This is a genomic window from Vibrio sp. S17_S38 (assembly GCF_014694375.1).
Classification (GTDB): Bacteria; Pseudomonadota; Gammaproteobacteria; order Enterobacterales; family Vibrionaceae; genus Vibrio.
On the sequence record NZ_JAAUWW010000002.1, the window covers coordinates 224,183 to 237,960 of the forward strand.

The 13,778-nt window shown below is 41.9% G+C and carries 11 protein-coding genes; 2 read left to right on the forward strand and 9 right to left on the reverse strand.

Annotated features, from left to right (window positions below):
• Nucleotide 1: 1 nt before the first annotated feature.
• On the reverse strand, nucleotides 2-1,216 hold the full coding sequence (locus tag HC725_RS02620; RefSeq protein WP_190330208.1) for a multidrug effflux MFS transporter: 1,215 nt from the start codon (nucleotides 1,214-1,216) through the stop codon (nucleotides 2-4).
• A 103-nt stretch (nucleotides 1,217-1,319) separates the two neighbouring features.
• On the opposite strand from HC725_RS02620, the gene HC725_RS02625 reads away from it, so the two are divergent.
• Nucleotides 1,320-2,228, forward strand: coding sequence for a LysR family transcriptional regulator (locus tag HC725_RS02625; RefSeq protein ID WP_190330209.1), 909 nt, complete (start codon nucleotides 1,320-1,322; stop codon nucleotides 2,226-2,228).
• Nucleotides 2,229-2,306: 78 nt separating this feature from the next.
• Here HC725_RS02625 and yjjG read toward each other — a convergent pair whose 3' ends face one another.
• Complete coding sequence (gene yjjG / locus HC725_RS02630; RefSeq protein ID WP_190330210.1) at nucleotides 2,307-2,981, reverse strand: pyrimidine 5'-nucleotidase; 675 nt, start codon at nucleotides 2,979-2,981, stop codon at nucleotides 2,307-2,309.
• A gap of 74 nt (nucleotides 2,982-3,055) precedes the next feature.
• Entirely contained in the window at nucleotides 3,056-3,952 is an 897-nt protein-coding gene (locus HC725_RS02635; protein ID WP_190330211.1) for an EamA family transporter, read from the reverse strand.
• A 144-nt stretch (nucleotides 3,953-4,096) separates the two neighbouring features.
• On the opposite strand from HC725_RS02635, the gene HC725_RS02640 reads away from it, so the two are divergent.
• Nucleotides 4,097-4,570 (forward strand): MarR family transcriptional regulator, encoded by a 474-nt coding sequence (locus tag HC725_RS02640; protein WP_190330301.1) that lies wholly within the window; start codon nucleotides 4,097-4,099, stop codon nucleotides 4,568-4,570.
• Nucleotides 4,571-4,646: 76 nt separating this feature from the next.
• Here the strand turns inward: HC725_RS02640 and HC725_RS02645 are convergent, their stop codons facing one another.
• The 6 genes from HC725_RS02645 to HC725_RS02670 all read right to left on the reverse strand — a co-directional run bounded on the left by HC725_RS02645 (nucleotide 4,647) and on the right by HC725_RS02670 (nucleotide 13,347).
• Nucleotides 4,647-5,141, reverse strand: a complete 495-nt coding sequence (locus HC725_RS02645) for a MarR family winged helix-turn-helix transcriptional regulator (protein ID WP_190330212.1) — start codon at nucleotides 5,139-5,141, stop codon at nucleotides 4,647-4,649.
• A 212-nt stretch (nucleotides 5,142-5,353) separates the two neighbouring features.
• Nucleotides 5,354-6,364, reverse strand: a complete 1,011-nt coding sequence (gene proX, locus HC725_RS02650) for a glycine betaine/L-proline ABC transporter substrate-binding protein ProX (protein WP_190330213.1) — start codon at nucleotides 6,362-6,364, stop codon at nucleotides 5,354-5,356.
• A gap of 180 nt (nucleotides 6,365-6,544) precedes the next feature.
• Entirely contained in the window at nucleotides 6,545-7,573 is a 1,029-nt protein-coding gene (gene proX, locus HC725_RS02655; protein WP_190330214.1) for a glycine betaine/L-proline ABC transporter substrate-binding protein ProX, read from the reverse strand.
• A 49-nt stretch (nucleotides 7,574-7,622) separates the two neighbouring features.
• A complete protein-coding gene (gene proW, locus HC725_RS02660) occupies nucleotides 7,623-8,726 on the reverse strand; it encodes a glycine betaine/L-proline ABC transporter permease ProW (RefSeq protein WP_190330215.1) in 1,104 nt (367 codons plus the stop codon).
• Nucleotides 8,727-8,731: 5 nt separating this feature from the next.
• Nucleotides 8,732-9,919, reverse strand: coding sequence for a glycine betaine/L-proline ABC transporter ATP-binding protein ProV (proV, locus tag HC725_RS02665; protein WP_190330216.1), 1,188 nt, complete (start codon nucleotides 9,917-9,919; stop codon nucleotides 8,732-8,734).
• A gap of 284 nt (nucleotides 9,920-10,203) precedes the next feature.
• On the reverse strand, nucleotides 10,204-13,347 hold the full coding sequence (locus HC725_RS02670) for a chitinase C-terminal domain-containing protein (protein ID WP_190330217.1): 3,144 nt from the start codon (nucleotides 13,345-13,347) through the stop codon (nucleotides 10,204-10,206).
• Nucleotides 13,348-13,778: the final 431 nt, after the last annotated feature.

Here is a 13,778-nt window from a genome sequence, read left to right on the forward strand (position 1 = left end):
TTTATATCATTTTAGCTTCGGCTGATGTTTTTCTACTACTTACAATCAAAACCATCACCATAACAACCGTCATTACTAGATAAAAGATGCCTAAGTCATTTTGAGTATGCACGTAGTTTCTCACCAAGAATCCACCGCCAAAACCTGCGACACACATTTGAATCGAACCGGAAAGGGCCGAAACTGCGCCAACGCGATTTGGATGAGGTTCTAATAATAATGACATGGATAATGGAAACGTCATGCCTTGTGCAATGGTTAAAATAGTGAAGGCTGTAATTAAATGTTCGACAGAAAGCGGGGTAACTAATAACCATATACCTGAAATAGCCATGATCACGAAAGCGAGGCACAAGATCTGACTACTGTGGAAGTGGTTGTTCAAACGGTTGACGGAGACACTGCCTATCAATAAACCAGCCGAAGGAATGATCATAGCTTGGCCGTATTCAGATGCCGTCATCCCCAGTTCATTCTGAAAAAGAAACGGCAGAACCGAAAGCGAGACGACAGCCCCTAAATAACTGATCCAATTATAACTGGCACTGGAAATAACCTGACGATCTGTGATTAATTCAGCATAACCGCGCAGTACTTTTCTTACATTAAAACGGCTTTTGGCATAGGGAAGTGTTTCCGGCAATATACGCCAGCCGAGCATTACAATAGCCGATAAATAAATCAGTACGGCCATAAACACGCTTTGCCAGCCAAAATGAAACGCTACCCAACCACCAAATACTGGTGAGATGATAGGTAGAATCGATGCCGTGATCGATAAATAAGAGAGCGCTTTGGTGAGGTTTGCACCATCGTAACTGTCTCGTAATACACTGCGACCTAGTACCGAAGCACTGCCCGCACCGAGCCCTTGCAATAAACGTCCCATCAATAATGCTTCAAAGTTATTGGCAAAATACACGCAAATTAATGTGCCGATAAGATACACGCCTTGCCCCATCAAAAATACCGGACGTCGGCCGATTGCATCGGATAACGGCCCATAAAAAAGTTGAGATAAACCAAAAGATAGCAAGAAGAAAGTGACAATGGCTTGTACTTGCGCTTGAGAAACTGCCAGATCATGGCTAATAAGTGGTAATGATGGCAAATAAATACTGACGCCAACCTGACCCGTAGCAATGATCATCATCGCGAGCAAAAGTGGTGTTTTTTTAAAGGCGTTGATCGCTTTAGTCGTGGTTTCTGTTTTCATTTAATTAGTGTACTTTGAAGAATATAAAATGATAATGCTTCTAATAGGAAAGAGATTGAGTCTATTTAGGAATTAATTGAAATGCATAACGTGGGCGGTGTAGATGGATTGGATAGAATCGGTTAGAACGTATATTAAAGTTGTCGAAGAGGGCAGCTTTAATCAGGCTGCGCGGCGTTTAAATACGACCAGTTCGGCGGTGAGTAAGCGTATTCACTTTTTGGAACAACGTATTGGTGTGCAATTATTAAAGCGAACTACTCGATCTATTAGCCAGACTGAAGCGGGCGCAATGTTTTATCAGCGCGGTAAAACACAATTAGAGCAATGGCAGTCTTTAGTCGATGAAACTCGCTCAATTAACCAAGCACCAACGGGATTGTTGCGAGTGGGTACAACTCTGGCGCTTGGTTCTAAATTTTTTATGCGTTATGTGGATGATTTTTTGCGTCAATATCCGCAAATTAAAGTGCAGCTTATTACCACCATGCCCGGACAGTTGCCTGAATTAAGTTTTGATATTTTTATTGGGCGGGAAATTGAAAATCTCGATACCTTAAGTTTTCGGGCAGCGCCTCTGGTGGATTATCAGTCGGGCTTTTACGCTTCACCACTTTATTTGAAAGAACACGGAGAGCCGCAGAATATTGATGAACTGTCTCATTACAATATGCTGATTTGGGGTGAGAAGGTAGAAAGAGAAGTTAGGTTATCAGTGGAAGGACAACGTTCTAAAAAAGTGCGTTTAACTGGGAATTTTTCTACCACCAATCCTGAAGCGTTATTTCACAGTGCTAAGCGAGGAATGGGGATTATTCTTTCTAACCAAGTGATGTTGCAAGAAGAAATTCAACGCGGTGAGTTAGTTCGTATTTTGCCTAATGTAACTTCGGAACATACTCGAGTATATGCGTATTACCCAAAACTAGATTATGAGCATACTCGTACTCAGTTGTTTGTTGATTATTTAAAACAGCGCTTAAAAAGTGAAAAAGATGTGTTAGTGGTTTAAACCGAGAGTTTTTTAGCTCTCGGTCATTGATTTATCTTTATCGGTACGGTTTTTAGATCGTTATTTAAGTTCGATGACTTAAGCTTCAAGGATGGTTTGTAATTCGGTTAAAGATCCTACTGTATAATGCGGTGTGATATGTTCAACAGCATCCGCGCCGTGAGAATTCAACCAACAAGTTTCGATGCCAAAATTTAGCCCACCTAAAATATCAGAATGCAGGTTATCGCCCACCATCAGCACTCGAGATTTACATGGATTCCCGATACGCTCGAACGTGTGTTGAAAAATCCCGTGATCGGGTTTAGCGACACCGACTTCTTCTGAAATTACCACATGCTTAATGTATTTATCCATGCCGGTGCGTTCTAAGCGAATGGCTTGCAGCTCAGTAAAACCATTGGTGATGATGCCAACTTGCGCTTTACCAGCTAAGGATTCCATTAATTCTTTAGCACCAGGAAGTAAGGTGCAAATATCGGCCATTGCTTCAAGAAAAGAAGAGTTAAGGTCTGCGGTGGTGGTATTGAGTTTTTGCGCCCAAGATTCAAAACGAGAGTGTTTTAATTGCGCCGCAGTAATGTCACCATTTTGATAATCAATCCAAAGAGGTTTGTTCACGTTTTGGTAGGCGATAAAGTCTTGTTCGGTAAAATCCACGCCTTTACGCGAAAACATTAATTGAATCCCTTTAAATGAATCAAAGTGGAAAAGGGTTTCGTCGGCATCAAATAAAATCCAATTGTATTTCATAGTTACTCCTTATGGTGTATGGGCACAGTGTAGCGATTTTTATTTTTGGTGGTAAGGGGGGGCTAAGAAATAGCTTACATCCCATGTGGTTCTATTGATTGGTGTGCAGGTTTTTTTGATGTTTTATTGCTTAAAATAATTGAAGAGAATATTGCTAGCGCGCCTATTAGTTGGCTTGGTGTGAAAGCTTGCTGTAAAAAGATATAGCCGAGTACACAAGCGGAGACGCTGCTGAGAAAGCCTAAAAATGAAATGGAAATGGCAGGCAATTTTTCTATACCGCGAAACCATAAAAAGTAACCTACAATGGCGCCGATTATGCCTAAATAGAGGTAGCCCAATACGTTGGTGAGGCTGATGTCGTTTGGAATACCTTCGACGCTTAAGGCAACCGGAGCAAGCATCAAGCCACCAAATAATAATTGCCAGCCAGTAAAGCCTAATAAACTCATTTCTTCTGGGCGTCCCCATTTTTTGGTTAAGACCACGCCTAGTGCCATGCTTAACGTTCCCAGTAATGCGATAAAAATACCTGTTCGGTTAAGATCTGCATGGTTGTTGAGCACTAATAAACCAATGCCAGTAATGCCGATTATGCCGGCAAGAATATGTTGGGTAGTGAGTGCACTGTTGAGTAAAAATCGACTTAGGAAGATCACCATTAATGCTTGGCTTGACATCACTAACGCCGCCATTCCTCCGGGTAAATAAGTTGCGGCATAGAAAAGGCAGTAAAAGAAGAAACCGATATTGAGAAAACCTAATAATGCAATGCGCCACCACCAATGCCCTTTGGGTAAGGTTCGAGTGATCATGATTAATAGTATTCCAGCAGGAAGCGCTCGAATCAGCGCTGCCATTAATGGGCTATTGGGCGGTAGAAATTCGCTGGTTACGATATAAGTACTTCCCCAAAGAATGGGAGCCAGTGCTGTGGTGAGTAGCAGTAATAACAATCCTATTTTAGACATTATCGTTTCCTTCAATATTCCATCTCTAATGCGTAGAGAATAACCTTTAATGAAAGTATCTCTTAAAAAAGATACTTTCATTAAAGTAATGGATATTATAATTTTTATCAAGTATCTTTTTTGAAAGTTACTTTTGAGGTTTAAATAATGAAAGATTCGGTCGATACTATTTTGCTGCAATGGTTACAAGCTCGCCCTGACCTTGATTGCTCAAGCATGGGCGTGGTTGGTCGTGTTCGACGCACTAGTGAGCAATGGAAAAAAAATATGGAGAGTGTGTTTAAGATCCATCAATTGAGTTCAATTGAGTTTGATATTCTTGCTACCTTACGACGTAGCCAAACGCCATTGACGCCAACAGAACTTTATCAAACACTGATGTTGTCATCGGGTGTGATGAGCACTCGTATTGAATCTTTAGTTCAAAGAGGTTTATTGCAGCGTCTTGCAAGTGAAGAAGATCGACGCAGTTGCCGAGTGGAGTTAACTGAAGAGGGGATGGTTTTAATTGATCTTGTTGTCGTTGAGCATATCCAGAATATGGAAAACATGTTGTCACCATTAAATCATGAAGAACGAGATCAACTGGCTGAGTTATTGAAAAAATTATCTCAATAAAAATGGCGATATCATTTGTTAATGACATCACCATTTTTTATATAGAAGTGAAGATAAGTAGATCGCTATAGCGGTATTAATTACTCGGTGTATCAGCAGGATAATGCGTAATATTACCGACTTCAAGCAATGGCGCGACATCTAAGTGTTCAGCATTCATCATCGATGAAATACGTTGCACAGAGGAAACGAGCAAAGATTGCTCCCAAACGTCCAAACTTTGAAAACGATCAATAAAGTGATCTTGCAAAGGAAGAGGCGCTTTTTCCAGTAAAATTGCACCTTCCTCGGTTAGATAGGCGTGTACCTTTCGTTTATCTAATTGGCTGCGTTTACGCTCAACTAATCCACGTTTTTCGATACGATCAATAATGGTCGTTGCAGTTGCTTGACTCATATTGGTGTTCTTTGAGATCTGTCTAATGGTGACTTCACCACAATCACGAATTGAGCGCATCAAAAGTAGTTGTGGTCCGGTCAACCCTAATTCTTTATTGAGCTTTCTGGAATGTAGATCCACGGCGCGGATGATCTGGCGAATTGCTACCAGAACTTCTTCATGTTTGTTCATGTGATGTCCTTCTAGTTAGGAGGAGGAAAGTACCTTATCTATCGTTATTCGAAAAGGAAAATCTGCGAATTGTTATAATCTACCAGTTGTTATAATTTATCAGTCGCTATAAAGCGACTGCTTGAGAGTTACTACCTTGGCATCTTCATTTTTTATGCAAACACCAAGGTGGTTTAACTGTAGTTACTTATAGTAAGTGAATAAATGGAATATTATTGAGCTACGGCTTTCGCTTGAGCTATCCATGAATCAAATGTCTTTTGGTGTGCTTTGATCCAACCGTCAGCATGAGCCTCAATATCTTTGGGCTTATTTTGGCCTTTTCTCATCATGAGATTTTCTTGGCTAATATCGTTCACACTGAGTTTCATAATGGCGAACAATTTTGCTGCCGCTGGATTTTCTTGTGCAAATTTTTTGTTGGCGACAATACGCATGCTATTCACCTGGAAACCGTAATTTTTACCATTGGGTAGTTCAGTATTTTGCGGTAAGCCTTTTGGCATGGATGAGAATGGCACTTGTAACCACACCACATCTTTGCCTGGAACTAATACGCCACTTACCCAATACGGAACCCAACCATAATAAAGAATAGGTTCACCATTGTGATAACGAGCAATGGTATCAGCAATTAATGCTGAATAACTGCCTTGCTGGTGTGTCACAGTATTTTGTAAACCATAAGCTTTAAGGTGATTGTTGATGATGCTTTCCGTTGTCCAGCCTGGTTCGCTACCAGTTAGATCAGCTTTACCATCGCCATTTGAATCAAATAACTTAGCTAATTTAGGATCTTTTAATTGGCCAAGATTGGTTATGTGATACTTATCGGCGGTTTTTTTATCAATCAAATAACCTTGTGCGGCATTCGTGACATAGTTACCTTTTCGGTAGAATTTATCATCTCCTCCCGCGAGTTCGTATTTGTCTTTCTGTTGTGGATCCCAGTTAACGGCTAAATAGGTAGCATCACCATTTGCAATTGAAGTAAATGCGACATTGTAATCGACTTCTTTGCTTGATTTAACGGTGTAACCGAGTGCTTCCATTGCTTTGTTTACAATAAGTGTCTGAAAGGTTTCTTCTGCAATGGTGGATTGAACTGGCTGAACGGTAATTCCCTTACCTGGCAGTTCTTGTGCGGTTGTCAAAAATGAAGTACTCAATAAGACACTTGAAAATAGTAAACGAGTAAAAACTTTCTTCCGTGGGGCGTTCATAGTTTATTTTTCTCTTTTATTAATGGTGTACTGAAAGGCATTGTGAGTGGTTTTAGTCATCACTGAATGATGTCGCTTGGTTTTATGGTAAATACAGAAAAAGAAAAGCTGCCAAAAAATGCTTGGCAGCTTTCTGTAGAGCTAACTGCTTTTACGTTGAGTTAACAAGTTAACTTCAGCTTATTTAGCCGCTGCTTTCGCTTGTGCAATCCAAGCATCAAATTGTTTTTGGTGTGCTTTGATCCAACCGTTAGCGTGAGCTTCGATATCAGCAGGTTTGTTTTGACCTTTTTGCATCATCAAGTTTTCGGCACTGACATCGTTAATGTTCAGTTTCATGATGGCGAAAAGTTTTGCTGCGGCTGGGTTTGCTTCAGCAAATTTCTTATTGGCAACAATACGCATGCTGTTCATTTGGAAGCCATAGTTTTTACCATTTGGAAGTGTGGTATCAATATCACTACGATCGCCTGGTAATGATGAATGTGGAACTTCTAACCAAACTACATCTTTCCCTGGAACTAGCACACCACTTACCCAATATGGCGTCCATGTGTAATACAGAATGGATTCACCATTTTTATAACGAGCAATAGTATCGGCAATAATCGCGGCATAGTTACCTTGGTTATTATCAATAGTGGCTTCTAAACCAAAATCTTTCATTTGATGGTTCACAACCGCTTCACAACCCCAACCAGGATTACAACCCGTTAAGTCTGCTTTACCGTTATCGTTGGTATCAAACAACTTGGCTATTTTAGGATTTTTTAGCTGCTCAATGTTGGTGATGTGATATTTATCGGCGGTTTTCTTATCAATCAAATAACCCTGCGCCGCACCTGTGATGTATTGGCCTTTACGATAGTATTTGTCATCGCCGCCGGCCTGCTCATACTTGTCTTTATGAAGAGGATCCCAGTTAACGGCTAGATAGGTCGCATCGCCATTGGCAATTGACGTGTAACCTACGTTGTAATCGACTTCTTTGGTCGGCTCTACCGTGTAGCCAAGAGATTCCATTGCCTTATTTACGATAAGCGTTTGGAAAGTTTCTTCGGCAACGGTTGATTGAATTGGTTGAACGGTAATACCTTTACCCGGTAAGTTTTCTGCGTAAGTGGCGGCAGTAAAGGTAAGCACACTGGCAAATAATGCACCAGTAATGGCTTTTGTCGTTCGTGTTTTTGTCATCCATGTCGTTTTCATATTTTCTCCTAGTTAACTTGTTTACACTTTGTATGTAGGTTCATTTTTATTATGAAGATGTCGAAGTGTTTTTAGTTGTTAGCTTGTATATCAAAGAAACTGGACCAGTTTCATACCAGCGAGTTTTCTTATCTCGGGCGGCAACACCGATGGTTTGAGTTAAGCGATCAAGCAAGATAGCTAAGATAACGATGCCTAAACCACCAACTGCTGCAAGACCCATATCTAATCGACCAATACCGCGTAATACCATTTGACCTAGACCGCCAACGGCAATCATTGAGGCGATTACTACCATTGAAAGTGACAACATTAAGGTTTGGTTTACACCTGCCATTATCGTTGGTGTTGCTAGCGGTAATTGAATTCGATACAACATTTGTTTCGGACTTGCACCAAATGAATGACCTGCCTCGATAAGCTCTTCTGGTACTTGTTGAATACCTAAAATAGTTAAGCGGACAATGGGCGGTAAGGCGAAAATAATCGTCACCACAACACCAGGCACGTTACCGATACCAAACAACATGACGATTGGCACTAAGTACACAAAAGCCGGTGTGGTTTGCATCGCATCGAGTATGGGGCGAATTATTTTGCCTGCGGTTTCACTTCTGGCGAGCCAAATCCCCATAGGTAACCCAATAAGCAGACAGAAAAAGACCGAGGTAAGCACTAAGGCCAATGTCACCATCGCTTCTGACCACGCCCCAATTAAGCCAATTACGGCTAAAGAAAGTAAGGTCGAAATCCCCATTTTTCTTCCAGCTAACTGCCATGCAATTAAGGTTAAAATTGCAATCATGATCATCGAAGGCGTTGATACCAAAGCCGTTTGAAATGACGTTAAAATAAAATCAATTGGCACACGAATAGCTTGGAAGATTGGGCGTCCATGCATAACCAGCCAGTTCAATGAGGTTTCTACCCAGTGATCAAAAGGGATCACCGCATCTTTAAATGGATGAGACCAGTCAATACTTTGCTGAACATGTTCTGTTGGCGCATTGCTTAACCAAGACGTTGTGCTTTCAGCCGAGCTTGCGGTAGACCAAGGATCTGAGTTACTCGCAGTATCAACCGCAGTGCTGGCCCAAGGATCGGCTGCCGTTGCCTGGCTAACCGTTTCTGTAATAGTAGTTTCGGTTGTCATAATAATTACTCTCTATCTAATGTTTGTAGTAGGCGCGTTTTGGTTATTACGCCATGATATTGACCTTTTTCATCCACAACAGGGACGGCATAAGGGACATCTGCTACTTTACTGATTAGCTCGCTGACGGGAGTGTCTGCATCCAAAGAGAGGGTATCTTTGAGCAATGCAGAGCTTAAAGTCCTTCCTTCTTTTTTGGCGAGGGTTAGAGAGTCGATAGAGACAATACCTGCATAGATATTGGCTTTGTCGGTGACGATACCGTAGTCACGATCGTGATCCGATAAAATTTGTAGTGCAGCCGCTGGGCCGTCGGTTTCACCTTTTTTGAAGACTGCAGCAGGTTTTTTACGTGCAATATCTTTGGCTGAGTAAACCGATGCTACGTTTACACCACTAAAGAATGATTCAACATAATCATTGGCTGGGTTTTGTAATATTTCATCCGGCGTACCGACTTGAACCACTACGCCATCTTGCATAATGGCGATTCGGTCACCAATTCGCATTGCTTCATCTAAATCATGAGAGATGAAAACAATCGTGCGTCGATCATCACTTTGTAGGCGAATTAACTCATCTTGCATTTCGGTTCGAATTAATGGATCGAGCGCAGAAAATGCTTCATCCATTAACAGAATATCTGGGTCGGTTGCGAGTGCACGGGCAAGGCCCACACGTTGCTTCATCCCGCCGGATAATTCATCAGGATATGATTCACATTGATTTTCAAGCCCGACTCGAGCTAATGCTTTACGCGCCGCATCATTACGTTTGTCCAACTCAACGCCTGATAATTCAAGGCCAAATGCAGCGTTTTCGATAACACTCATATGTGGCATTAAGGCGAAGTTTTGGAAAACCATACTGATATTGTTACGACGAACAGTGCGCAGTTCTTGATCGGAGATAACCGCAATATCTTTACCATTTAAATAAACATGGCCTTGGGTTGGTTCAATTAAGCGGTTTAATAAGCGGACTAAGGTTGATTTTCCTGAGCCAGATAGCCCCATGATAACGAAAATCTCACCTTCATTGATGGAAAGGGAAACATCTTTAACACCAACAGTTAAGCCGGTTTTGTCAAAAATTTGGTCTTTATCGAGACCTTGTTCTAATAACTTAAATGCCTCATCAGGGGATTCTCCGAATACCTTGTAGAGATTTTTTACTTCTAATTTAGTTGTCATGTTTTATTGCATCCTTGACTAAATTTTACAAAAATCGGAACGTCATGATTTTGTAAATTGTTTAGTACACTAACTAATTTTTGAGAGGATTGCAAAAATACTATTATGAATCGAAGTCTTAATAACAATGATTTATAGATTGGATTGGTGAATGTATTTATGAGTTATTGATTTAATTATCAATGGTATATGGTCGGGAGATCTGCTTTTATTAGGAGGTTTTATATTGCAATAAAAAGCGCACATCATGAATTGATGTGCGCTTTATTATTAAGGATTAATCACTAAAGGCTACATACGGTTGCCCAGCTTCCGTCGCTGCCAGGAGTCGATGCTGTCCACCAATTTGCTTGATATACGACACCGTTATTGATGACTTTGTCACCTTGGTTTGCATGATCATTCTGCGGCAGAGTTGGGTAGGTCACTAAGCCAGAACCATCGCAACTTGCACTGCCACCGCCATTATCGCCACCACCAGTATTGATGGATAGATCGGCGACTGGAAAGTCAGGATGCTCAAACTTAAAGCTATAGTCGACACCATTAATATTGACGGTATAGTTGGCTGGGCCTGAAATTGGTAGGTAGTAGACCATATCCAACTCATAGGCTTCACCCGCCGGTAAGCTTTTCCATGCAGGAAGGGTAAAGGCGACACGATGCATCACACCATCTAAACCACCTACATTATCGGCGCGAGTATGACCAGAGCTAATGACGGCTAAACCCCCACCAGATTGATCTTTGGCGTTATCTGGCGCAGAGGTTGGAATATCGAACTGGAACTCGGTTCCACCCGGAATATCTTGACCTGTGTTGTTGGTGAAGGTGATTTTTGGATTAATTGGGTAGTTTTGATCGCCTACTTTAAATCCGCCAATACTCACACTAATATCCACCACTTGTTCTGGCATTGCGCTGGTGGCGATTTTATTACCGTAAGGCGCTGCAGATTTGAACTCATCGTAAATGGTTTTGGTCATGGTATTACCCATGTGATATTCGCCATTACCAGAAATACAGGCTTGTTCAGTTGAATCAACAGTGGTTCGCTTACCGTTTGCATCTAACACATAACAGCTATAATCGCCCGCCAGTTCCCAGAACATGATGCCACCAATACCTTGGTCGATAACGTAATCAGCTTTGGTGGTGATCGATTCTTTATCTTCGGTAGATAAGAAGACCTTTTTATCTTCATTCCATAACCAAGGCGCGACCGCCACACTATCGTAATAACGAGTGTAAGAACCTGTTAAAGCATCCTCTGGATTGGTGTCTGGGTGTAAACCATAAGCATCTGCATACGATCCCCAAATGCCTTTTTCGAGGTTTTTGGCATGCCACATTGGGTTTGAACCTGCGCCCATTTCATTGCCTTTTGGATCGGTGTCGTGCCACATGTTGTCAACGCCCACCGCACCATGGCCGCAATTGTTTTTCTCTCCTTCACCTGTGCCAGCATCACATTGAGTTTGATCTGGCAATGCTGCACGACCCCATAAACCATGATCGCCTCCAGTCACACCTTGCCAGCCGCGAGTATAATAAGGCACACCAATATTGATTCGTCCTGCCGACATAGAACCGCGGAAGAAATGATATGCCCAATCGGTGTTTAGATAACCAATGCCACCATAGGCAGCCGTACCATAAACGTTCCACTGTGCAAGCTCGGAGTCCTTACCGGTATCGTATAAAGCCGCATTGTGGCCAACATGATCATTCCAAGCACCATGCAAGTCGTAAGACATAATATTGACATAATCGAGATATTTGGTGACGTTAAAGGTTTCCATACCACGTAATAAATAGCCTGAAGATGGCGCGGCGATGGTTAACATATAATATTGATCATCAGCCGCCGATGCTTTATCTATTTTCTCTCGTAGCACTTTCATTAGTTCTTGATAAGAAGCCCATAAGTGCGCACGACGTGGCTCCATAATGTCTTTATCAAGTGGGTTACCAGCGCCAGCCATTGAGGTCGGATACTCATAATCGATATCAATACCATCAAACTTATACTTTCGGATTAGCTCGACAGCCGACTGGGCAAATTTTTCAATCGCGGCGTGGTTAATAGATCCATCTGCATTGGTAGTCATGGTGTAAAAACCACCATCATCAATACGCGATCCATCAGGCGCAAAGTGACCGCCAGTTTCAGCCCAGCCGCCAATAGATATCAGTGTTTTTACGCCATAACGTTTTTTGTAAGTGGCTAATGCGCCAAAGTGGCCTTTGAAGCCTAACTCGGGATCCACATCCACACCCGGCCATGTTTTATTAACCGCGGCATTATTTGGATCATTAACATCACCAATGTTGACTTTACCGTCAGAACCAATACTGACAAAGGCATAATTAATATGAGTTAATTGTTCCCATGGAATATCTTTTACTAGGTATGCGGCTTGTGGATCATCGCCAGATCGCCAACTGGTAAAGTAGCCAATTACACGGCGAGGATGATCGGCTCCCATGATCTCACGACCGTCTTCATCATAAGCATCACAATAAGGAACGTTAACGCCTTCGGTTTGATATAAACCATCGGGACGACAAGAGTTGGCGGTGGGTAAATCGCTTAACACTCTTAAAGAAACGGCCGATGAATCAGTAGTCGCCCCTTTATTGTCCGTGGCCTTAGAAAATACCGCTAAAGTCCCGGCGTTGGTGGTGGTGTAATCAAGAGTGTAAGGAGCAGAAGCTACGCTACCCACCAAAGAACCCGCAACGTAGAAATCAACTTTATCAACCGTGCCATCGCTGTCTGCAGCAGTAGCGGTTAATGTCACCACTTCGCCAACATTCAGGCTAGTGGCGGAAAGGGCAACTGAAACAGTTGGTGCTTGATTGCCATCTGTTGGTGCTGCTTTAACATCAACAGTGACACTACTTTGGGTACTTTGTGCGCCTTCATTATCGTATGCAATAGAGCTAAAGCTATGTGAACCTGAAACAGCGGTCCAACTTGCTTTATAAGGTGCGGTGGTCGCTTGTGCCACAATTGAGCCATCGACTAGAAATTCAACACGAGCAATACTGCCATCAGCATCATTGGCACTAGCCGTTAATGTCACTATGTCGCCTTCGGTAATATCCGCTGCTGCCACTGGTGCAGTAAGATCAGAGGTCGGGGCTTCATTAGTGATAACTTCACCAGAGCATGTGTCAATTAATGCCCAGGCTCCCCATTCACCAGCCTCTATTGGGTTATTGCCTTGAGTCCAATATTTCGCGCTATATACACTGCTATCTTGCTGTACTTTATCTCCGCTATTATAAATTGCGCTTGAATCCCACTTTTCTATCGAACTACAATCGGTGGCCGCGTAACTTCCGAATGCCATGATGCAACCCACGGTTAAGGTACTCAGCCGAAAGGCATGTTTGCCAAATTTAGTTTGTGCTCTTTCCATATTAAATCATCCCTAAAATATTGTTTTTACTTATTGTATGGATAGCAATTACCCCTGCGATCTACTTAAGTTCTCGCGCAAAACAACTGTAGGAGAATTTATATAATTCACACTGACATATTGTGATAATTCAATGGTGACTCGGAAAGTTACTATCAGACAGGCAAAAAATTACACCAGTTTGTAGATGCAATCGGTTTTTTAGTTATTCTGACATTTCAATAACATAAGAGGCGGATTTCGAATGTTTATTCGGCATTTAAATAAATAATGGCTTATTGGGTTGACGTTATTCTATAAACCTTTACCCTACGTCGGCTAAACTTATGACTGGTTATTTTCGTCATCTATTTTTGTATGGTAGATGACTGAATCTGTTTTAAGTGATACGCGACCTGTTTGGAAGGGATGACAGCAGGTGTAAATACATC

Bases quoted from the DNA above. Each gene is read 5' to 3' on its own strand.
- HC725_RS02620 (WP_190330208.1), bottom strand. From the start codon at position 1,216: ATGAAAACAGAAACCACGACTAAAGCGATCAACGCCTTTAAAAAAACA.
- HC725_RS02625 (WP_190330209.1), top strand. From the start codon at position 1,320: ATGGATTGGATAGAATCGGTTAGAACGTATATTAAAGTTGTCGAAGAG.
- yjjG (WP_190330210.1), bottom strand. From the start codon at position 2,981: ATGAAATACAATTGGATTTTATTTGATGCCGACGAAACCCTTTTCCAC.
- HC725_RS02635 (WP_190330211.1), bottom strand. From the start codon at position 3,952: ATGTCTAAAATAGGATTGTTATTACTGCTACTCACCACAGCACTGGCT.
- HC725_RS02645 (WP_190330212.1), bottom strand. From the start codon at position 5,141: ATGAACAAACATGAAGAAGTTCTGGTAGCAATTCGCCAGATCATCCGC.
- proX (WP_190330213.1), bottom strand. From the start codon at position 6,364: ATGAACGCCCCACGGAAGAAAGTTTTTACTCGTTTACTATTTTCAAGT.
- proX (WP_190330214.1), bottom strand. From the start codon at position 7,573: ATGAAAACGACATGGATGACAAAAACACGAACGACAAAAGCCATTACT.
- proW (WP_190330215.1), bottom strand. From the start codon at position 8,726: ATGACAACCGAAACTACTATTACAGAAACGGTTAGCCAGGCAACGGCA.
- proV (WP_190330216.1), bottom strand. From the start codon at position 9,919: ATGACAACTAAATTAGAAGTAAAAAATCTCTACAAGGTATTCGGAGAA.
- HC725_RS02670 (WP_190330217.1), bottom strand. From the start codon at position 13,347: ATGGAAAGAGCACAAACTAAATTTGGCAAACATGCCTTTCGGCTGAGT.